This is a genomic window from Nocardioides ferulae, from assembly GCF_003660455.1.
In the GTDB taxonomy this organism is placed as follows: Bacteria; Actinomycetota; Actinomycetes; order Propionibacteriales; family Nocardioidaceae; genus Nocardioides; species Nocardioides ferulae.
In genome coordinates this window covers 1-20,020 of sequence record NZ_QZVR01000016.1, presented here as the reverse complement: position 1 = coordinate 20,020, position 20,020 = coordinate 1, and the positions used below count along the sequence as shown (strand labels likewise).

Sequence of the window (20,020 nt, the reverse complement as noted above, 5' to 3'; positions counted from 1 at the left end):
CCGTGGCCCGAACCAGGAGGATCGCTCGTGACCTCACTTCGCACCCTGCCCGCACCGGCCTCCCGCCCCGCACGCCGCGCCGCCCTGCGCGAGCGTCAGGACGGCATCACCACCGCCGAGTACGCCGTCGGCACCGCGGCCGGCGCCGGCCTGGCGGGCCTGCTCTACAAGCTGCTGACCGGTGGCTTCGGAGACCAGTTGCTCAAGACCCTGTTCGACCACGTGCTCGGGCTGCTCGGCATCGGGTGAGCGTCGGTGTCCTCCGAGCCTGAGCGGGTGGGTCGACCCGCCCGCAGACCCGACCAGAGGGGGGCCGCGACCGCCGAGCTGGCCATGGTGCTGCCGCTGCTGGTCGCCGTCACGGTCGGCCTGGTCTGGCTGCTCGCGGTCGGCGCCGCGCAGGTGCGGGTCGTCGACGCGGCGCGCGAGACCGCCCGGGCGGCGGCTCGAGGAGACACCGATGCGGCCGCGGTCGCCCGGGGGCGCGAGGTGGCGCCCCCGGGCGGGCGGATCGCGCTGACCCGCGGTGACGGCGAGGTCCGTGCCGTGGTCACCGCCACCGTGGCCGGCCCGGGTGGCCTGTTCGACTTCCTGCCGGGAGTCGAGGTCGATGCCGAGGCGGTCGCCGCCGACGAGGACCAGACGTGAGCAGGGCCGGCGAGCGGGGGTCGGCGACCCTGTTCGCCGTGTCCTGCCTCGCGCTGCTGTTGCTGCTGGGCGCTGCGCTGTCGGTGGTGGCTGCGCTGTTCGTGGCGCACCGCTCCGCTCAGTCGGCGGCCGACCTGGCGGCACTCGCCGCGGCAGCCGCGGCCGGGCGGGGTGGCGACGCCTGCGCGGCGGGGGCCGCGGTGGCGAGGGCCAACGAGGCGAGCCTGGTCTCGTGCGCACCGGCGGGGCGCGAGGTCACGGTCGAGGTGGAGGTCGACGGTCCGCGCTGGCTGGGGCAGTCCTCGGATCTTCGGGCGCTCGCGCGGGCCGGCCCGGCGGGCTGAGCCGACTCCGGCGCCGGTTCAGGAGTCGGTCTGCCGGTCGCTGTTGTCGCGCTCCACCTCGTCGAGCTTGCGGGAGAGCTCGCCCAGTCGGGCCCGCTCCCGCCGCTGGGCCAGGGTGCGCTTGGCGCCGAACTTCGCCAGCGCCAGACCGAGCATCACCGCCAGCCCGGCGGCCACGCCGAGGAAGAACGTCGTGAGCGCCGCGATGTCGGTGCCCAGGAACTCGACGCTGCCGCTGGCGGTGCCGACCGCGCCCACGATCAGCAGCGCGCCGGCGACGACCAGGACCAGGCCGATGATCAACATGGGGGGACAGTATCGCGAGGCCCGGCGGGGGGAGCCCCCTCGAGCAGCACGTCGAGCAGGCGCACCGCTGCGGCCTTGTCGAGCGGGTTGTTCTGGTTGCCGCATTTGGGGGACTGGATGCAGGAGGGGCAGCCCTCGTCGCACCCGCAGGCCGCGATCGCCTCTCGGGTGGCGGTGAGCCAGGCGGCCGCGGCCGCGAACCCGCGCTCGGCGAAGCCGGCGCCGCCGGGGTGGCCGTCGTGCACGAAGACCGTGAGCCGGCCCGTGTCGGGGTGCAGCGCGGTCGAGACGCCTCCGATGTCCCACCGGTCGCAGGTGGCGAACAGTGGCAGCAGTCCGATGGAGCAGTGCTCGGCGGCGTGGGCGGCTCCGGGCAGGTCGGCCTGGGCGAGCCCGCCCTCCTCCAGGGCGTGCTGGGGCACGGTCCACCAGACCGCCGTGGTGCGCAGGGACCGGACGGGCAGGTCGAGGGGCTCCTCGCCGATCACCTCGCCACCCGGTTGGCGACGCTTGAGGAACGAGACCACCTGGTGGGAGACCTCGACGTCGCCGAACGCCAGCCGGCACCCGCCCCAGTCGCGGTGCTCACGCTCGGCGACGATGGTGATCTCGGTCGTCTCCCGCGCGGAGGTGGAGTAGTCGGGATCGCTGCGCTCCATCACGGCGACGTGCTGCTCGAGGTCGAGCGAGTGCACCAGCCAGCTCTCGCCGCGGTGCACGTAGACGGCGCCGGGGTGGGCGGTGCCGTGGGCGCGGGCGGCGTCGACGGTGCCGATCACCCGGCCGGTGGCGTCCTCGACCAGCTGCACCGGGGCGCCGCCCGCCGAGCGGATGTCTGTGAGGTCGGCGGCTCGTCGCCGATCGGTCCAGAACCAGCCACGGGGACGACGCCGCAGCAGGCCGGCACCGGCCAGCTGCTCGACCACCTCGGCTGCCGTCGGGCCGAACAGCTCCAGGTCGGCAGGGGTCAACGGTGCCTCCTGGGCGGCGGCGCACAGATGCGGGCCCAGGACGTAGGGGTTGCCGGGGTCGAAGACCGAGGCCTCCACCGGGCGGCCGAGCAGCGCCTCGGGGTGGTGCACCAGGTAGGTGTCGAGCGGGTCGTCGCGGGCGACCAGCACGCCGACGGCGTCCTGGGCGCCGCGTCCGGCCCGGCCCAGCTGCTGCCACAGGGCGGCCCTGGTGCCGGGGAAGCCGGCCATCAGCACCGCGTCGAGGCCGCTGATGTCGATGCCGAGCTCGAGGGCGTTCGTGGCCGCGAGGCCGGTGAGCTCCCCGCCGCGCAGCGCGGCCTCGATGGCCCGCCGCTCCTCGGGGAGGTAGCCGCCCCGGTAGGAGGCCACCTGGCCGGGGAGGGACGGGTCGACCTCTGCCAGGAGGGAGGCGGCGGTGAGCGCGACCTGCTCGGCCCCGCGCCTGGAGCGCACGAACGCGAGCGTTCGCACCCCCTCGGCCACCAGATCGGCCAGCAGATCGGCGGTCTCGGAGGAGGCGGCTCGGCGCACCGGGGCACCGTTCTCGCCTGTGTGTGCGGTGAACGGGGGCTCCCACAGCGCGAGCGCCACCCGCCCACGAGGGGAGGAGTCACCGGTGACCGCGAGCACGTCGAGCCCGGTGAGCCGGCCAGCGGCGACCTCGGGGTCGGCCACGGTGGCGGAGGCCAGCACGAAGGTCGGGTCGGCGCCGTAGGAGGCGCAGACCCGGCGCAGACGACGGAGCACGTGGGAGACATGGGCGCCGAAGACTCCGCGGTAGTGGTGGCACTCGTCGACGACGACGTAGCGCAACGACCCCAGGAACCGCGACCACCGGTCGTGGGCCGGCAGCAGCGAGCGGTGCAGCATGTCGGGGTTGGTGAGGACGTATTCGGCGTGGTCGCGGGTCCAGTCACGCTCCTCGCGGCTGGAGTCACCGTCGTGGGTCGCCGCCCGGACGTCGAGGCCGAGCCCGCGGACGGCCGCGAGCTGATCGTGCGCGAGCGCCTTGGTGGGAGCGAGGTAGAGCACGCCTCCGCCACGCTGGCCGCGCGCCCCCCGGGCGTCGAGCACGTCGCTGAGGGCGGGCAGCTGGTAGGCCAGCGACTTGCCCGAGGCGGTGCCCGTGGCGAGCACGACGTGCTGCCCCGCGTGAGCGGCATCGGCGGCCGCGGCCTGGTGTCGCCAGGGCCGGGTCACCCCTCGGGCGCCGAACGCGGCGACCACGTCGGGCCGAGCCCACCGGGGCCAGTCGGCGCAGGCACCGTCACGAGCGGGGAGGACCTCGAGGTGGGTGAGCCGGCCCTCGCGCCCCGGCACCGCGGCCAGCCGGTCGACCAGACCGCTGCCGTGGTCGGCCACCGGCCGGATCAGCACCTCACTCACCGGTCCAGTCTGGCAGGGGCGACCGACAGCGACTTTTCTGCAGCCTCCTGCAAGCGGTGCTCCACACCGGCTGACGGGTCCTTGTGCGCGGTTTCGCTTCGCGTGATTACATATTCCAGGTCGAGTGTCGAGATCCAACCGGGCCCGGCACCGGCAGATGCCTCAACCGCAGCTCTGGGGAGACCACGTGGACCTGACTCTTGCGACGCGCGACGTCGATGGGACGACCATCGTTGCCGTCGGCGGCGAGATCGACGTCTACACCGCGCCCAAGTTGCGCGACAAGATCACCGAGCTGGTGGCCGACGGCGTCTACCACCTCGTCATCGACATGGAGAACGTCGAGTTCCTCGACTCCACCGGGCTGGGCGTCCTGGTCGGTGGGCTGAAGAAGGTGCGGGCCCACGACGGCTCGCTGCACCTGGTGTGCACCCAGGACCGACTGCTCAAGATCTTCCGCATCACCGGCCTGGCGAAGGTGTTCGTGATCCACGACTCCGCCGAGGCGGCGCTCGCCCACAGCTGACGCCGGCGAGGAGCTCACGATGGCCGCCGGCGACTGGAAGGACATGTTCCTGGCGGCCTGCGCCGGTGACGTGCCGCTGGTCCGGCACCACCTCGAGCACGGCGTCGATCCCGACCACGTGCACCCGGAGTTCCAGTCGACGGCGCTGGTCGCCTGCCTCCTGGCCGGGCAGGCCGGTGCCGCCGAGGCGCTGCTGGACCACGGCGCCGACCCGCTGCTGGTCTCGCCGCTCGAGGCGTTGACCCCGGTGCAGGCCGCACACCAGGCAGGAGCCGCCGCCGTCGTGGCGCGACTGGTCGCTGCGGGAGCCCCGACCCCGACCCCGTCGACGACGACGAGTCGGCGAGGCGGCCGGTTCGCCCGGATCCGCCGAGCCTCCTAGCGCCACCGGCCGGCCGGGCCAAGGGGCTTTCGTCCCGGCCGGTCACCGGTTCCGGGGTCCGGGGTCCCGATCCGGTCGGTTCCCTTCTGCTGACGCCGCGCCGTGTGGTACCACGAGCACGCGTCCGGCCCCCGAAGCGTGCGTAGAATCCGGGCCGAACGTGTCCGGAATCACAATGTCGATTCGGCAGGAGGCAGTACATGACCGGGATCCATCCCGCGGTCGTGGATCTCTCGGGTGGTGACATCGTCCTCGTCCTCGTCGTCGCGCTGATCAGCCTCGGCGCGCTCGCGATGGCAGTGATGTTCCGCCAAGAGGTCCTCGCGGCCGATGAGGGCACCGAGAACATGAAGAACATCGCGCATGCGGTGCAGGAGGGGGCGAACGCCTACCTGACCCGGCAGTTCCGGACGCTGGGAGTCTTCGCCGCGATCGCGTTCTTCGCGCTGCTGGCGCTCCCGGCCGACGACGCCCTGCTGCGCATCTTCCGTTCGGTGTTCTTCCTGGTGGGTGCCGGCTTCTCGGCCTCCATCGGCTACCTCGGCATGTGGCTGGCGGTCCGTGCCAATCTGCGGGTGGCCGCGGCGGCGACCTCCACCGGTCGCGACCCGGCGATGAACGTCGCCTTCCGCACCGGTGCGTTCGTGGGCATGGCGACCGTGGGTCTGGGCCTGCTCGGCGCGTCGATGGTGGTGCTGTTCTTCCAGGGCGACGCGCCCGTCGTGCTCGAGGGCTTCGGCTTCGGCGCGGCGCTGCTGGCGATGTTCATGAGGGTCGGCGGCGGCATCTTCACCAAGGCTGCCGACGTCGGTGCCGACCTGGTCGGCAAGGTCGAGCAGGGCATCCCCGAGGACGACCCCCGCAACGCCGCCACCATCGCCGACAACGTCGGTGACAACGTCGGTGACTGTGCCGGCATGGCCGCCGACCTCTTCGAGTCCTACGCCGTGACGCTGGTCGCCGCGCTGATCCTCGGCTCCCAGGCCTTCGGCGAGGCCGGCCTGGTCTTCCCGCTGCTCGTCCCGGCCATCGGCGCGCTCACGGCGGTCGCCGGTGTCTACCTCACCCGGCCCCGGCCCGGCGAGAACGGCCTGAAGACCATCAACCGAGCGTTCTACATCTCCGCCGGCGTCGGGGCGGTCGCCACCACGATCCTCTCCTTCGTCTACCTGCCGACCAGCTTCGACGAGCTCGAGGGTGCCGGCCGGAGCGCTCTCGACAGCGCGTTCGGCTACTCCGCCCCCGACGGCAACCCGGCGCTGATCGCCGCGGTCGCGGTGATCATCGGCATCGTGCTGGCCGCGGCCATCCTGGCGCTCACCGGCTACTACACCGGCACCGAGCACGAGCCGGTCAAGGGGGTGGGGCGCACCTCGCTCACCGGTGCCGCGACCGTGATCCTCTCCGGTCTCTCGGTCGGCTTCGAGTCCGCGGTCTACACCACCCTGGTGATCGGCGCGGCGGTCTTCGGCGCGTTCCTGCTCGGCGGCGGCTCGCTGTCGATCGCCCTGTTCGCCGTGGCCCTGGCCGGCTGCGGACTGCTGACCACCGTCGGCGTGATCGTCGCGATGGACACCTTCGGCCCGGTCTCCGACAACGCCCAGGGCATCGCCGAGATGTCCGGCGACATCAGCCCCGAGGGCGCGCAGATCCTCACCGAGCTCGACGCGGTCGGCAACACCACCAAGGCGGTCACCAAGGGCATTGCGATCGCCACCGCGGTGCTGGCCGCGAGCGCGCTGTTCGGCTCCTACATCGGCACCGCGCTGGACGAGATCACCGAGGCGCGGCCCGGCCGCGACGAGACCATCAGCTTCTTCGTGTTCAGCCCCGACGTCCTGGTCGGGCTGCTCATCGGCGTCGCGGTCGTGTTCCTCTTCTCGGGGCTGGCGATCAACGCGGTCGGCCGCGCCGCCGGTGCCGTCGTCTACGAGGTCCGCCGGCAGTTCCGGGAGATCCCCGGCATCATGGACGGCACCGGCCGTCCGGAGTACGGCAAGGTCGTCGACATCGTCACCCGCGACTCTCTGCGCGAGCTCTCCACGCCGGGCATCCTGGCGATCCTCTCCCCGATCGCGGTCGGCTTCGGCCTCGGGGTCGGTCCGCTCGCCGGCTTCCTGGCCGGTGCCATCGGCGCCGGCACGCTGATGGCGGTCTTCCTCGCCAACTCCGGTGGCGCCTGGGACAACGCCAAGAAGCTGGTCGAGGACGGCAACCACGGCGGCAAGGGCTCCGAGGCGCACGCCGCCACGGTCATCGGTGACACCGTCGGCGACCCGTTCAAGGACACCGCCGGCCCGGCCATCAACCCGCTGCTCAAGGTGATGAACCTGGTCTCGCTGCTGATCGTCGGAGCCGTGGTCAGCCTCACCGTCGGCGAGGACAGCAACCGGCCGGTGTCGATCCTGATCGCGCTGCTGGCGTTCGCCGGCATCGTGATCGCGGTGATCATCTCCAAGCGGCGCGAGCACGTGCTCCACGACGAGCCGGGCGACCCGGCCTCGCCGCCGCCCGTGCCGCCGGCGTCCGACCCGACGCCGTTCCACACGCCGAGCGACGGGCCGGTCGACGAGCGGGGCGCGCAGCACACGCCCTGACCGAGCAGCACGCGCACGACGGCCCGCCCGGTCGAACCGGGCGGGCCGTCTTGTTCTCTCGGGACCGGGTCAGCGGCGCACGGTGAGCACCACGGCCTTCGCCTTCGAGCCGCGCAGCGTGGTCGACCCCGCGTAGGTCACCTTGAGCCGGTGCTTGCCCGGCTTCAACCGCGGCAGGGTCACCGAGGCGCGGCCCTCGTGCGATGCCTTCATCGTCATCGCCTTGAGCTTCTTGCCGCCCTCGAGCACAGTCACCTTGCCCGTGGGGGCAGCGCCGCCGCCGCGCGGGCTCACGATCACCTTCAGCACCGCCCGCTGCCCCCGGGCCACGACCTTGCGGGCGAGGACGGCGCGGGTGGTCGTGGGCGACTGCTGCACCGTGACCGGCGCGCTCGTGCTGGTGCCCGGTGCGTAGCCGGTCCGTGTGCCCGTCGCCCGCACGGCCAGGTCGCTGCCGACGTCCTGGGCCGCCACCCGGTAGGAGCGTCCGGTGGCACCCGGGATCGCCAGGCCGTCGCGCAGCCACTGGAACGACGTGGTGATCGTGCCGCTGCCCGACCATGCGGGGTCGAGGGCCTCGAGCAGGCTGCCGACCCTGCCCTTGCCCGTGGTGCGCACCGGGGTGGTCGCGGTGGGGGCGTCACCCGGCTCGACCGAGACCGGTGAGCTGGTCGCGATGCCCGTCGCCGACCCCTTCTTGCCGGTGACCTTGAACGCGACCTGCTTGCCGGCGTCCTCGACGGTGAGCAGGTAGGTCTTCGTGGTGGCGCCCGTGATCGGGGCGCCGTTGCGGAGCCACTGGTAGGCGTTCTCGACGCCGTCGGCGTCCCACGTCGGGTCGCTGCCGGTGAGCTGCTGGCCGACCTTGGCGGTGCCCGTCACGGTGGGCTGGGCCGTGGCCTGGGGGGTCTGGTCCTCCTGGCCGATGAACGGGATCGGCAGCGCGTTGGTGATGTACTCCAGCGGCAGCAGACCGAGCAGGGTGCCGGTGACCCTGGCCGCTACCGCGCAGCCCTGCTGCATCTCGGTCGGCACGTACTCCCACATGCCCTCGGTGCCGGCGATCGGCGACCCGTTGCACAGCCACTCGATGTCGGTGCTGACCCCGGGCAGGCTCCACTCCGGTTGGCTGACGCTGAGCAGCTGGCCCACCTGGCCGAGACCGCTGAGCAGGGGGGCGACCAGCAGCTGCAATTGGTCGAGGAACAGCGCGTCCGCGGCCGGCGCGGCAGCCGGTGGTCGCTCGGGTTCGGCCGCCGTGGCGCCGGTGGTGCCGGCCGCGAGGGCGGTGCTGAGCACGGCCCCGGCGGCCAGGCCGGTGGTCAGTCGTCGAGCGGTGTGCAGGTGGTTCATGTTTCCCTCCCCATCGGGTGCCGCCTCAGCGGCGCTTCCTCTCTTCACGATCGTGAGCGTCACCGGCTTCGAGGTGGACCCGGCGATCGCGGTGTCGCCGGTGAACGCCGCGGTGAGGCGGTGCTTGCCGGGCTTGAGCTTGGGCACGACCGCGACCGCGCTCAGGGCGCGCTGGACCATGTGCATGTATAGACCTCCCCATGGCTTCCCTCGGGCCTGCCCGAGGTCTTCCTGCGCTCCGCAGTGCGCTCGCAGGCTCCTCCCCAGCGGAATGTAAGGGCCGAAAGTCCCGGTTTGTCCGGGTTCGGTGTACTGCCCGTCACTGGTCCAGACAGCCCGTGGCGCGCCCCGCGCGGCGATGCTGCGGCCGGCCTCTACGCTCGAAACGTGACACCCACCCCCACTGTCGAGCTGCCGACGCGCCTGCGCGCCGCGTTGATCGCTGCCGGCTTCACCTATCGCCAGGTCGCCGAGGTGCTGGGTGGCTCCGCACACGACGCGCTGGGCCGCAACGAGACCACCCCCGCCTTGCGCCGCACGACCGGAGGGTCGCCTGTCGAGACCCTGATCCGGCTGTTCCTCCTGCAGACCGCCGTCTCCCTGGACGCGGCCGAGGCCGCCCTGCCGGGGCTCGTCGACCGGATGGCCGTGGAGGGGCTGCTCGACCAGAGCGTCGGCGAGGTCGCCGCCCGCCTCGACGTGCGCCCGTACGCCGTCGGGGACGGCGACGGGGACGACGACCTGTGGGTGCTCAGCGACCTGACCCCCGGCCTGGACGGCGGCCCGCAACGGGTGGGCGCCGACCACGTGCTCGGCATCAGCCCGGCGTCCACGTCACTGGCGCAGCTCACGATCCGTGACCGCGCCGCCACCGCGCTCGACCTCGGCACCGGTTGCGGGGTGCAGGCGCTGCACCTCGCCCGGCACTGCGACCGCGTGGTCGCCACCGACGTGAACCCCCGCGCGCTGTGGATGACCCGGTTCAACCTGCAGCTCAACGACCTCGGCCGCGGCGTCGAGGTTCGGGACGGGTCGTTCTTCGAGCCGGTGCGCGAGGAGCGGTTCGACCTGCTCGTCACCAATCCGCCGTTCGTGATCTCCCCCGGCGACGGCGAGCGGCTGGTCTACCGCGACTCGGGCCTGCCCGGCGACCGGGTCGTCGAGGACATCGTCCGCGCCGCCCCCGACCACCTCACCGAGGGCGGCTGGTGCCAGGTGCTGGCCAACTGGGTGATCGCCGACGGGCAGCCCTGGGAGGACCGGCTCGGCCGCTGGATCGCCGCCGACTGCGACGCCTTCGTGGTGCAGCGCGAGGTGCTCGACCCCGCGGCGTACGTCGAGCTGTGGCTCAAGGACGCCGGCCAGCACGGCGCGTCGGACTACCTGGTGCGCTACGACACCTGGCTGTCGTGGCTGGAGGAGCAGCGGGTGGCCGGCATCGGGTTCGGCTGGATCAACCTGCGCCGCCGGCCCGCCTCCGCTGCCGGCAGCGGCGCCTGCACCTTCCTCGACTGGCCCTACGAGGTCGAGCAGCCCGTCGCGCCCGCCGTGCGGGAGTGGGGGGACGCCGTGGGCCTCGCCGTCGACGCCGACCTGCGCCTGCGCGCCCGGCCCGACGTGCGCCAGGAGACGGTCGGCCCTGTGGGGGCCGAGGACCCCGAGGTGATCGTGCTGCGCCAGCAGCGCGGGCTGCGGCGGGCCCGCCAGGTCGACACCGTCGAGGCGGCGCTCGTCGGCGCGTGCGACGGTGAGCTGACCGTCGGGCAGATCCTCGACGCCGTGGCCCAGCTCCTCGGCCGGGACCCGGCGGCCACCCGCGACACCTACCTCCCGGTGGTGCGGGAGCTGGTCGTCGAGGGCTTCCTCACGGCCGCCGCCGGTTGAGCCGGGTCGTCCTCACAGGCGGGAGCGCGCTGGCCGGCTGTGCCGACGCGCTACCGTGAGCGGCCGTGAGCCCCAGCGGCCCACCCACCCCAGCAGCCCACCACCGCCGACAGCCGTGCGCGGTGGTCCCAGCAAGGAAGAGCACCTCGTGGCACACAAGTTGGTGATCGTCGAGTCCCCGGCGAAGGCCCGCACCATCGGCGGGTACCTCGGCTCGGGGTACGTCGTCGAGTCCTCCATCGGCCACATCCGCGACCTCCCGCAGAGCGCCGCGGACACCCCGGCCAAGATCAAGGACAAGCCGTGGGGGCGGCTTGCCGTCGACGTCGACAACGGGTTCGAGCCCTACTACGTCGTGCCACGCGACAAGAAGGCGCACATCTCGAAGCTGAAGTCGCTGCTCAAGGACGCCGACGAGCTCTACCTCGCCACCGATGAGGACCGCGAGGGCGAGGCGATCGCCTGGCATCTCCTCGACGAGCTGAAGCCGAAGAACATCCCGGTCAAGCGGATGGTCTTCCACGAGATCACCAAGCCCGCCATCCAGGCCGCCGCCGAGAACCCGCGCGAGCTGGCGATGGACCTCGTCGAGGCGCAGGAGACCCGCCGCATCCTGGACCGCCTCTACGGCTACGAGGTCTCCCCGGTGCTGTGGAAGAAGGTCATGTCCGGCCTCTCCGCCGGCCGGGTGCAGTCGGTCGCGACCCGCCTGGTCGTCGACCGGGAGCGCGAGCGGATGAAGTTCCGGGTCGCCTCCTACTGGGACCTCGAGGGCACCTTCGACGCCGGCTCCAAGCACGACCAGCGGATGTTCCCCGCGAAGCTGCACTCCGTCGACGGCGCGCGGGTCGCCCGCGGCTCCGACTTCGGCCCCGACGGCCTGCTGAAGGCCTCGGCCGACGGCAAGGTCGTGCACCTGGACCGGCAGCGGGCCGAGGGGCTGGCCGCGGCGCTGCAGGAGTCGACGTACGACGTGCGCTCGGTGGAGTCCAAGCCCTACCGCCGCTCGCCCTACGCGCCGTTCCGCACGACGACGCTGCAGCAGGAGGCCAGCCGCAAGCTCGGCATGAGCGCCAGCGTGACCATGTCGGTCGCGCAGCGCCTCTACGAGAACGGCTTCATCACCTACATGCGGACCGACTCCACCACGCTGTCCGACGCCGCCGTCGGCGCGGCGCGGGCGCAGGTGCGCGAGCTCTACGGCGCGGAGTACCTCCCCGACGCGCCGCGCACCTACGCGTCGAAGGTGAAGAACGCTCAGGAGGCGCACGAGGCGATCCGCCCCGCCGGCGAGACGTTCCGCACGCCCGCGCAGACCGGGCTGACCGGCGAGCAGTTCCGTCTCTACGAGCTGATCTGGATGCGCACGGTCGCCTCCCAGATGAAGGACGCGGTCGGCCAGTCGGTGACGATCCGCCTCGGTGGCACCGCCGGCACCGGCGAGGACGTCGTGTTCTCCGCGTCCGGCCGGGTGATCACCTTCCACGGCTTCCTCAAGGCCTACGTCGAGGGCACCGACGAGGGCGCGGCCAAGGACGACGCCGAGACCCGGCTGCCCGCGCTGGCCGAGGGCGACCCGGTCACCGCGGCCAAGGTCGCGGCGTCCGGCCACGAGACCAAGCCGCCGTCGCGCTACACCGAGGCGACCCTGATCAAGGAGCTCGAGGACCGCGAGATCGGGCGGCCGTCGACCTACGCCTCGATCATCGGCACGATCCTCAACCGCGGCTACGTCTACAAGAAGGGCACCGCGCTGGTGCCGGCGTGGCTGGCGTTCTCGGTGGTGCGGTTGCTCGAGGAGCACTTCTCGCGGCAGATCTCCTACGAGTTCACCGCGGTGCTCGAGGACGTCCTCGACGAGATCGCCGCCGGCCGCGCCGACCGCGTGACCGAGCTGGCGGAGTTCTACTGGGGCTCCGACAAGGTGGTCGGCCTGAAGCGGCTGGTCGACGAGCTCGGCGAGATCGACGCCCGCGAGCTGGCGACGTTCCCGGTCGGTGGCGAGGACTCCGGCGTGGTGCTGCGGGTCGGCCGCTACGGCCCCTACCTCGAGGGACCCGGCGACGACGGCACCCCCGCGGGCAAGCGCGCCAACGTGCCCGACGACCTGCCGCCCGACGAGCTGACGCTGGAGAAGGCGACCGAGCTGTTCGCGAACCCGGCCGGCGAGGAGATCCACCTCGGCAAGCACCCCGAGACCGGGCTCGAGATCGTGGCGAAGAACGGCCGGTTCGGCCCCTACGTCACCGAGCTGCTGCCCGAGGACGCCCCGAAGTCGGCGAAGCCGCGCACCGGCTCGCTGTTCAAGTCGATGTCGCTCGACACGGTCTCGCTCGACGACGCCGTCAAGCTGCTCTCGCTGCCTCGAGTGGTCGGCGCCGATCCCGAGACCGGCGACGAGATCACCGCGCAGAACGGCCGTTACGGGCCCTACCTGAAGAAGGGCACCGACTCGCGGTCGCTGACCTCGGAGGAGCAGCTGTTCACGGTCACCCTCGACGAGGCGCTGCGCATCTACGCCCAGCCGAAGCAGCGCGGCCGGGCCGCCGCGGCGCCGCCGCTGAAGGAGCTCGGCAACGACCCGGTCTCCGGGCAGCCGATCGTGGTGAAGTCGGGCCGCTTCGGCGAGTACGTCACCGACGGCGAGTACAACGCCACGCTCCGCAAGGACGACGCGGTCGAGACGCTCACCCTCGAGCGGGCCGCCGAGCTGCTCGCCGAGCGGCGCGAGCGCGGCCCGGCGAAGAAGGCGGCCAAGAAGGGCGCGAAGAAGGCGCCCGCGAAGAAGGCCGCCAAGAAGAGCACCACGAAGAAGACGGCCGCGAAGAAGACCACCAAGAAGGCCGCCGCGAAGAAGGCCTGACGGCTGCGCGCAGGCCCGGCGTTGGCCGCTGTCGGACCCACCTCGTAGGTTCGTCGCGTGCACTCCTCGCCCGTCTACGCCGCCTCCGGCGCCTTCGTGTGCTTCGAGGGCGGGGAGGGCGCCGGCAAGTCCACCCAGTCCCGGCTGCTGCGCGACTGGCTGGTCGAGCAGGGCCACCCGGTGCTGCTGACCTTCGAGCCGGGTGACACCGAGGTCGGACGCCGGGTGCGGCAGATCGTCCTCGACCCGGCCACTGGCGAGCTCTCGCACCGCACCGAGGCGCTGCTCTACGCCGCCGACAAGTCCGAGCACGTCGACACGGTCGTGCTGCCCGCGCTGGCCCGGGGCGAGGTGGTCGTCACCGACCGTTACGTCGACTCCACGCTCGCCTACCAGGGGGCCGGCCGTGACCTCGACGCCGGCGAGCTCGAGTCGGTGGCCCGGTGGGCCACCGGCGACCTGCGGCCCCACCTGACCGTGGTCCTCGACCTGGCGCCCGAGGCGGGCCTGTCCCGGTTCACCGAGCGCGACCGCATCGAGGGCGAGTCGCTGGAGTTCCACACCCGGGTGCGCGAGGCGTTCCTGCGGCTCGCGGCCGCCGACCCCGGCCACTACCTGGTGCTCGACGCCCGGGCGCCGGTCGAGGAGATCGCGGAGGCGGTGCGCGACCGCGTGCGGCCGCTGCTCGGCCAGGCGGCCCACGTCGACCACGGAGCCGCGCGATGACCACGCTGCCGCGGCCGGCCACGGTCTGGGACTCCCTGGTCGGCCAGCAGCGCCCCGTCGAAGCCCTGCGCGGCGCCGCGTCCGGACAGGGGATGAGCCATGCCTGGCTGTTCACCGGACCGCCGGGGTCCGGCCGCTCCAACGCGGCGATCGCGTTCGCGGCGGCGCTCCAGTGTCCCGACCAGGGCTGCGGCGACTGCCACGACTGCCGCACCGTGCTCGGCGGCTCGCACGGCGACGTCACGGTGGTCCGCACCGAGAAGCTCTCCATCGGCGTCGACGAGGTGCGCGAGCTGGTCCGCCGCTCGGCGCTGGCCCCGGTCGGCCGCCGCTGGCAGGTGCTGGTCGTCGAGGACGCCGACCGGCTGACCGACCAAGCCTGCAACGCGCTGCTCAAGGCCATCGAGGAGCCCACCGACCGCACGGTCTGGATGCTCTGCGCGCCCACCGTCGAGGACGTGCTGCCCACGATCCGCTCGCGGTGCCGACTGGTCACGCTCGCCACGCCGGCGCCGGCCGACGTGGCGGCGTTCCTCTCCCGCATCGACGACGTGCCCGACGCGCTCGCCTCGTACGCCGCCCGCGCCAGCCAGGGCCACATCGGCCGGGCCCGCGCTCTGGCCCGCGACGAGGCGACCCGCAACCGGCGCCGCGAGGTGGTCTCGCTGCCGGCCCGGCTGACCACGCTCGGAGCGTGCATGACCGCCGCGGCCAACCTGCACGACGTCACCAAGGAGGAGGCCGACCAGCTCACCGGCGAGCTCGACGCGCGCGAGAAGGTCGACCTCGACAGCGCCTACGGAGTCGTCGAGCGCGGTCGCCGCCCCCGGGAGTACGCACCCGCGTTGCGCGACCTCGAGAAGGGCCAGAAGACGCGTGCCAAGCGGCGCCACCTCGACGTGGTCGACCGCGCCCTGATGGACCTCGTCTCGGTCTATCGCGACGCGATCGCGGTGGCGACCGGCGCCCACGGACTGCTGGTCAACGAGGAGATCCGCGGCGACGTCGACCTGCTGGTCCGCACCTCCACCCCCGAGCTGAACCTGCGCCGCATCGACGCGATCTTCGCCGCGCGCGAGCAGATGCTGGAGTTCAACGTGCCGGTCGCGCTGGCGCTCGAGTCGATGATGGTGGCGCTGCAGGTGCCCGAGGGGAGCCGGCGATGATGCGACGTCCGGTCGTGGTCGCGGTCGTGGTGCTCATCGTGGTGGCCATGGTGCTGGCCGCCGGTGCCGTGGCGATCACCGGTCTGCTGGCCGACGACGGCGGTGGGCCCGACCGCCCCGACCAGCCGGTGCGCACCACCCCGGCGGCCGACGCGACGGTGGCGCCCGAGCCCGGCCTCGAGCCGTTCTACTCCCAGAGCCTCGAGTGGAGCGAGTGCGAGGCGTTCTGGTGCAGCCAGGTGCGGGTGCCGCTCGACTACGCCGACCCCGGCGGCGAGACCATCGACCTGGCGGTGCTGATGGTGCCCGCGCGCGACCCCGAGGCCCGGATCGCCTCGCTCGTGGTCAACCCCGGCGGACCCGGTGCTCCCGGCACCAGCTACGCCGCGCAGGCCGCTCTCGCGTTCCGGGCGCCGCTGCTCGACCGCTTCGACGTCGTCGGCTTCGACCCGCGCGGCACCGGCAGCAGCGCGCCGGTCGACTGCCTCACCGACGAGCAGCTCGACGACTACCTCGCCGGCGACCCCGACCCCGACACCGCCGAGGAGCAGCAGGAGTTCGTCGCCTGGTCGGTCGAGCTCGGCCGCGGCTGCGCCGAGCGCTCCGGCGACCTGGCGGCCCACGTCTCGACCGTCGAGGCGGCCCGCGACCTCGACGTGCTGCGCGCGGTGCTGGGGGAGTCCACGCTGACCTACTTCGGCGCGTCGTACGGCACCAAGCTCGGCGCGACCTACGCCGACCTGTTCCCCGACCGGGTGGGCCGGCTGGTGCTCGACGGCGCGGTCGACCCGGCGCTGCCCGCGCGCGAGCTGAGCCTCGGCCAGGCCGAGGGGTTCGAGACCGCGCTGCGCGCCTATGTCGGCGACTGCGTCGAGAGCGACGACGACTGCTTCCTCGGTGACTCCGTCGACGAGGGCGTGGGCAGGATCCGCGAGTTCCTCGACTCGGTCGACGACGAGCCGCTCGAGACGGGCGGCGAGCGCGACCTCGCGGTCGGCAACGCCTTCTACGGCATCGTGGCGCCGCTCTACAACCGTGACTACTGGTTCCTGCTCTCCCAGGCTCTGCAGCGCGGCCTCGACGGCGACGGCTCGATGCTGCTTGAGCTCTCCGACCTCTACAGCTCGCGGGGGCCGGGGGGCTACCTCGACAACAGCTCCGAGGCGATCTACGCGATCAACTGCCTCGACGACCCGTGGTCGATCCCGGCGGCCGAGGTGCCGGCGCAGTACGCCGACTTCGAGCGGGCCTCGCCCACGTTCGGGCGGGTCTTCGCCTGGGGCCTCACCGGGTGCGAGGGCATCGAGGTCGAGGCGGCCGAGGAGCCGCCGGTGATCGATGCGCCGGGGACCGACCCGATCCTGGTGATCGGCACCACCCGCGACCCGGCGACCCCGATGGCCTGGGCCGAGGCGCTGGCCGATCAGCTCGAGTCGGGCGTGCTGGTGCGGCGCGACGGCGACGGCCACACCGGCTACAACATGGGCAACGCCTGCGTCGACGATGCGGTCGAGTCCTACCTCGTCGACGGTGGCGTGCCCGAGGACGGGCTCAGCTGCTGAGCGGCGCCGGAGTGCCTCTCACCTGGGGGCGACGGGCTCCGCGATGTCCTGGATCCGCCGGGTGGCCAGCTCGATCATCAGCGCGGCCGCGGGCGAGAGCGCCGCGTCGGCGCGGTGCACGATCGCGAACGTGTCGTACTGCCGCGGCCGCAGCGAGACCCACCCCGCCCGCGGGGCCAGGCGGGGGAGGAGCTGCTCGGCGGCGCCCTTGGGGACGACCGAGTCGGCCAGCCCCTTGCCGACCAGCTCGACCGCGGTCTCGACGTCCTCGACCTCGATCCGGGTCTGCGGGTTGCGGCCGGTCTCGTGCAGCATCCGGCGCAGCACCATCCGGGTGGAGTCGGTGGCCCGCCAGGTGGTCTCCGACATCACCAGCGAGGCCAGCGACAGCCGGTGTGCGGTGACCGGGGTCTCCAGCCGGGCCGGGTCGGCGCTGATGTAGACCAGCTCGTCGCGGGCCACCGGGGTCACGCTCATGCCTTCGCTGGTGACCGACGGCACCGCGAGCATCGCGGCCTCGATCCGCCCGCGCCGCAGCTCCTCCTGCACGTCGGTGGAGTTCTGGCCGACCAGCTCCACGCGCACGCCGGGGTAGCGCGCGAGCACGTCGGCGACCAGATCGGCCCCGGCGTAGAGCCGGGCGGTGCCGAACATGCCGAACCGGATGGTGCCGGTCTCGAAGGAGCGCACCGAGGCGACCGCGCGCCTGGCCTCGTCGACGGCGGCCAGTGCGTTCTCGGCGTACGGGCGCAGGGTGTCGCCGACGGTGGTCGGCACCACGCCCCGGCCGACCCTCCGGAACAGCTGGACGCCGAGCGACTTCTCCAGGGCGCGGATCTGCTCGGAGACCGAGGGCTGGGCATAGCCGAGCTGCTCGGCGGCGGCGGTGAGCGACCCGTGTTCGTAGGCGGCCAGGAAGCAGCGCAGCTGATGCAGCGAAAGCATAGGAACAACCTAGAGCAGGGGCTGGCAAGTGAGGCTAGGCCTATGTGCCGGAGTCGGTCATGCTGGAGGTCACGCCCTGTGACCCGATCCCCGAGAGGACCCGCCGTGTTCGTCCACGAGTGCACCGCCTGCCAGAAGCGGCAGCTCATCTTCCCGACCCAGTTCCTGCGGGTCGACGGCGGACAGGGTGGCCCGGTCGCCACCTTCCAGTGCTGGTGCGGGTCCGAGCAGCACGCTCCGATCGGCTGGACCCCCGCCCCGAAGACCGACGTGACGCTGGCCGCCTGAGCCACCCCTCACGGGTGCGGCGTTGTCGCGATCGCCGCACCCTGCCGGTGAAGGTCGGCGCCGGTTTCGCCCCCCCGAGGCGGCGTCCGTATACTTCCCCGGGTTGCCCGGCACCGGTCAGTGACCAGCCGGGCAGCGCGCCGCCTTAGCTCAGTCGGTAGAGCGATTCACTCGTAATGAATAGGTCGTCGGTTCGATTCCGACAGGCGGCTCCAGCAGAAACGGCCCCTGACCTGGGGAAACTCAAGTCCGGGGCCGTTTCCGTTCCGCGCGGATCGCGCCGAAAAGCAACGGTTACTCTACGTTTTCGACGCGGATCGTGCATCCGGCGGGGTCTCCGGGCCCTGGCCGAGAAGCGCTCCGACGTAGGGACGCACATCGATGACCGGCCGTCTGGACCGGTCGATGTAGTGCCGGTGAGTGACCCCGCCCTGGGCGTGCCCGAGGGCCGAAGCCGCCAGGTCCGTGCCGACTTCGTAGTAGAGGACCGTCGCCAGACCGCGTCGCAGCGTGTGTGGCGTGACGCCCACCCACTCGGTCTCCGCAACGTCGCCGCGGAGTCGCGTCCTGATGTTGTTGGGCCACAGCCAAGTCCCGGCCTGCTCGGATGCGAAGACGGGGTCCATCTGTCGCCGCCACTTGGTCCGCTTCCGGCGCTCCAGGAGCATGTCGACGATCGCCGGGTGGAGGGCCAGGTTGCGATACGAGTTGGGTGTCTTCGGGATCGGGGACCATTCGAGCGTCGGGTGCCCCTCGTACGGCTCGACGAGTGTCCCCTCGACGCTCAGATAGGGGATTTCTGCGGCAAGGTTGAGGTCGATGTTCCGCAGGCCGAGCGCCTCGCCGATCCGCAGCCCGGTCCCGGCGATGAGCAGGCTCATCTCGTAGACGTCACGAGAGCGCGGCCGTCCGCCGCGGCCGGTCGGGGCGCACCTCTGCTCCACCGTGGTGGGCCGGTAGCCGGTGAGCGTGGCGGCCGTAGTGGCTCTGGTGGACACGGATGCTCCTTCGGTGGTCTTCGATGGCACGCCCCACTGCGTGGACCTGGTCAATGCCGTGAGGGACGGTTTGCGGTCACCCAGTTGGTGTGCGCGTGCTGGTACTTGCCGCACCGGCACCGCTGACGGCTGAAGGCGAGGGCGATGTGGACTGGATGGCGCCTGACCGGTCGACCGGGGGCGAGATAGGCCCCACCTCTTGGCACCGCAGGTCGGAGAATCCGCGTAGCGCCCAAGCCTTCGCCACGCTTCTCCGCACCGCCGATGTTCCGTGGTCTGGGGCGTCGCTTGCGCTTGAACGGGTCGTGCAAGACCACGTCGCCACCGCAAGAGGTCGCAAGTGGGTGTGTGTTGCGCACCGCTTCCTCAACACGACCATGCTCGAGCCGGTCGCCTCGCCACAGCAGCGTCTTCGCGGGGGCGTCAGAGCGACAACGACGTCGGCGGCGAACTCGCGGACGCCGGCGGCTGCAGCGAGAGTCGCTGGGGCGGAGTCCCTGCGTCCGAGGGGCGAGTGGCCCCTCGGTGGTTCGGAACAGGCCGTCCTAGGTCGACCTGCTCTTGAGATGGCCAAGGTGGTTGGGGCTGCGATCAGCGGTCGCATCACGCGGGATCCGCGATTGTCCGCCGGACGTCGGTCGCGGCATGTGCGCATTCGGAGGTCAGGGCCGCCAGGAAGAACGCGATTACCTCGTCGCGGCCGCCGTGCTCGTCGATCGCCTGTGCGACCAGGCTGAGGCAGTGCTCGTCGATCTCGCCTTCCACGACAGTCTCGTGAACCCGGCCGGAGGTGAGGCAGGCGATCCTCACGGTGCTGATGGGCGACCCGATGCACGACGTGCCGTACGCCGAGGTGGCCAGCCATCTGCCGCCGCGCACCGCGTGGTGCCCGGCTGCTCGGATGTCGTCCCTACCTTGCCTCTGACCGATGGCGTTGGTGGTTGTCATGCCTGGTCTCTGTGCGGGGACGTCAAGATGACGCACCACCGCCCCCGCACCGGCGCCCCAACACCCTCTGAGGTTCCCCCCGGACCGTAGAGGCATCGACAATGAGGATCGAGATGCCAGAGAA

18 protein-coding genes and 1 tRNA gene are annotated in these 20,020 nt (G+C 72.4%); 13 read left to right on the top strand and 6 right to left on the bottom strand.

What is annotated here, in order from left to right; all coding sequences use genetic code 11:
* The first annotated feature begins 27 nt into the window (after positions 1–27).
* Genes D6B71_RS16195 through D6B71_RS16185 form a run of 3 tightly spaced genes read left to right on the top strand, consistent with a single transcriptional unit; the run spans position 28 to position 992 of the window.
* Positions 28–249, top strand: a complete 222-nt coding sequence (locus tag D6B71_RS16195; RefSeq protein WP_240641474.1) for a DUF4244 domain-containing protein — start codon at positions 28–30, stop codon at positions 247–249.
* Between the two features lie 27 nt (positions 250–276).
* Entirely contained in the window at positions 277–648 is a 372-nt protein-coding gene (locus tag D6B71_RS16190; RefSeq protein ID WP_240641473.1) for a TadE family type IV pilus minor pilin, read from the top strand.
* Positions 645–992, top strand: coding sequence for an Rv3654c family TadE-like protein (locus tag D6B71_RS16185; protein WP_121256969.1), 348 nt, complete (start codon positions 645–647; stop codon positions 990–992). Before D6B71_RS16190 ends, D6B71_RS16185 begins: the two co-directional genes overlap by 4 nt.
* Positions 993–1,010: 18 nt before the next feature.
* On the opposite strand, the gene D6B71_RS16180 is transcribed toward D6B71_RS16185, so the two are convergent.
* Both D6B71_RS16180 and D6B71_RS16175 read right to left on the bottom strand, forming a co-directional pair.
* Positions 1,011–1,298 carry a hypothetical protein gene (locus tag D6B71_RS16180; protein ID WP_121256967.1) on the bottom strand — a complete coding sequence of 96 codons (288 nt, stop codon included), beginning with the start codon at positions 1,296–1,298 and terminating at the stop codon, positions 1,011–1,013.
* Positions 1,292–3,658 carry a DEAD/DEAH box helicase gene (locus D6B71_RS16175; protein ID WP_240641471.1) on the bottom strand — a complete coding sequence of 789 codons (2,367 nt, stop codon included), beginning with the start codon at positions 3,656–3,658 and terminating at the stop codon, positions 1,292–1,294. Before D6B71_RS16175 ends, D6B71_RS16180 begins: the two co-directional genes overlap by 7 nt.
* A gap of 187 nt (positions 3,659–3,845) precedes the next feature.
* On the opposite strand from D6B71_RS16175, the gene D6B71_RS16170 reads away from it, so the two are divergent.
* From D6B71_RS16170 to D6B71_RS16160, 3 genes are all read left to right on the top strand, one after another.
* A complete protein-coding gene (locus tag D6B71_RS16170; protein WP_121256965.1) occupies positions 3,846–4,184 on the top strand; it encodes an anti-sigma factor antagonist in 339 nt (112 codons plus the stop codon).
* Positions 4,185–4,203: 19 nt separating this feature from the next.
* A complete protein-coding gene (locus tag D6B71_RS16165) occupies positions 4,204–4,566 on the top strand; it encodes an ankyrin repeat domain-containing protein (protein WP_121256963.1) in 363 nt (120 codons plus the stop codon).
* Positions 4,567–4,766: 200 nt separating this feature from the next.
* Complete coding sequence (locus D6B71_RS16160) at positions 4,767–7,163, top strand: sodium-translocating pyrophosphatase (RefSeq protein WP_121256961.1); 2,397 nt, start codon at positions 4,767–4,769, stop codon at positions 7,161–7,163.
* A 69-nt stretch (positions 7,164–7,232) separates the two neighbouring features.
* On the opposite strand, the gene D6B71_RS16155 is transcribed toward D6B71_RS16160, so the two are convergent.
* Positions 7,233–8,702, bottom strand: coding sequence for an Ig-like domain repeat protein (locus tag D6B71_RS16155; RefSeq protein WP_121256959.1), 1,470 nt, complete (start codon positions 8,700–8,702; stop codon positions 7,233–7,235).
* A 201-nt stretch (positions 8,703–8,903) separates the two neighbouring features.
* Here D6B71_RS16155 and D6B71_RS16150 point away from each other — a divergent pair, with 201 nt between their 5' ends.
* From D6B71_RS16150 to D6B71_RS16130, 5 genes are all read left to right on the top strand, one after another.
* Positions 8,904–10,400: a DUF7059 domain-containing protein gene (locus tag D6B71_RS16150; protein ID WP_121256957.1), complete on the top strand. Its 1,497-nt coding sequence runs from the start codon at positions 8,904–8,906 to the stop codon at positions 10,398–10,400.
* A 148-nt stretch (positions 10,401–10,548) separates the two neighbouring features.
* The gene (gene topA, locus D6B71_RS16145) at positions 10,549–13,263 is read left to right on the top strand and encodes a type I DNA topoisomerase (protein WP_121256955.1); all 2,715 of its coding nucleotides are present in this window, start codon (positions 10,549–10,551) and stop codon (positions 13,261–13,263) included.
* A 57-nt stretch (positions 13,264–13,320) separates the two neighbouring features.
* Positions 13,321–13,989 (top strand): dTMP kinase, encoded by a 669-nt coding sequence (gene tmk / locus D6B71_RS16140; protein WP_121256953.1) that lies wholly within the window; start codon positions 13,321–13,323, stop codon positions 13,987–13,989.
* Positions 13,986–15,155: a DNA polymerase III subunit delta' gene (locus tag D6B71_RS16135; protein WP_121256951.1), complete on the top strand. Its 1,170-nt coding sequence runs from the start codon at positions 13,986–13,988 to the stop codon at positions 15,153–15,155. The genes tmk and D6B71_RS16135 overlap by 4 nt, the downstream gene beginning before the upstream one ends.
* The gene (locus D6B71_RS16130; protein ID WP_240641470.1) at positions 15,152–16,717 is read left to right on the top strand and encodes an alpha/beta hydrolase; all 1,566 of its coding nucleotides are present in this window, start codon (positions 15,152–15,154) and stop codon (positions 16,715–16,717) included. Before D6B71_RS16135 ends, D6B71_RS16130 begins: the two co-directional genes overlap by 4 nt.
* 18 nt (positions 16,718–16,735) lie before the next feature.
* Here D6B71_RS16130 and D6B71_RS16125 read toward each other — a convergent pair whose 3' ends face one another.
* Positions 16,736–17,662, bottom strand: a complete 927-nt coding sequence (locus tag D6B71_RS16125; protein WP_121256949.1) for a LysR family transcriptional regulator — start codon at positions 17,660–17,662, stop codon at positions 16,736–16,738.
* A 105-nt stretch (positions 17,663–17,767) separates the two neighbouring features.
* Between D6B71_RS16125 and D6B71_RS16120 the strand changes: the two genes are divergently transcribed.
* Together D6B71_RS16120 and D6B71_RS16115 are read left to right on the top strand one after the other, a co-directional pair.
* Entirely contained in the window at positions 17,768–17,950 is a 183-nt protein-coding gene (locus D6B71_RS16120) for a hypothetical protein (protein ID WP_121256947.1), read from the top strand.
* A 139-nt stretch (positions 17,951–18,089) separates the two neighbouring features.
* A tRNA-Thr gene (locus D6B71_RS16115) sits at positions 18,090–18,165 on the top strand.
* Positions 18,166–18,249: 84 nt separating this feature from the next.
* On the opposite strand, the gene D6B71_RS16110 is transcribed toward D6B71_RS16115, so the two are convergent.
* Positions 18,250–18,831, bottom strand: a complete 582-nt coding sequence (locus tag D6B71_RS16110) for a tyrosine-type recombinase/integrase (RefSeq protein ID WP_126688296.1) — start codon at positions 18,829–18,831, stop codon at positions 18,250–18,252.
* Positions 18,832–19,551: 720 nt separating this feature from the next.
* Positions 19,552–19,896, bottom strand: a complete 345-nt coding sequence (locus D6B71_RS16105; protein WP_121256943.1) for a hypothetical protein — start codon at positions 19,894–19,896, stop codon at positions 19,552–19,554.
* Between the last annotated feature and the right edge of the window lie 124 nt (positions 19,897–20,020).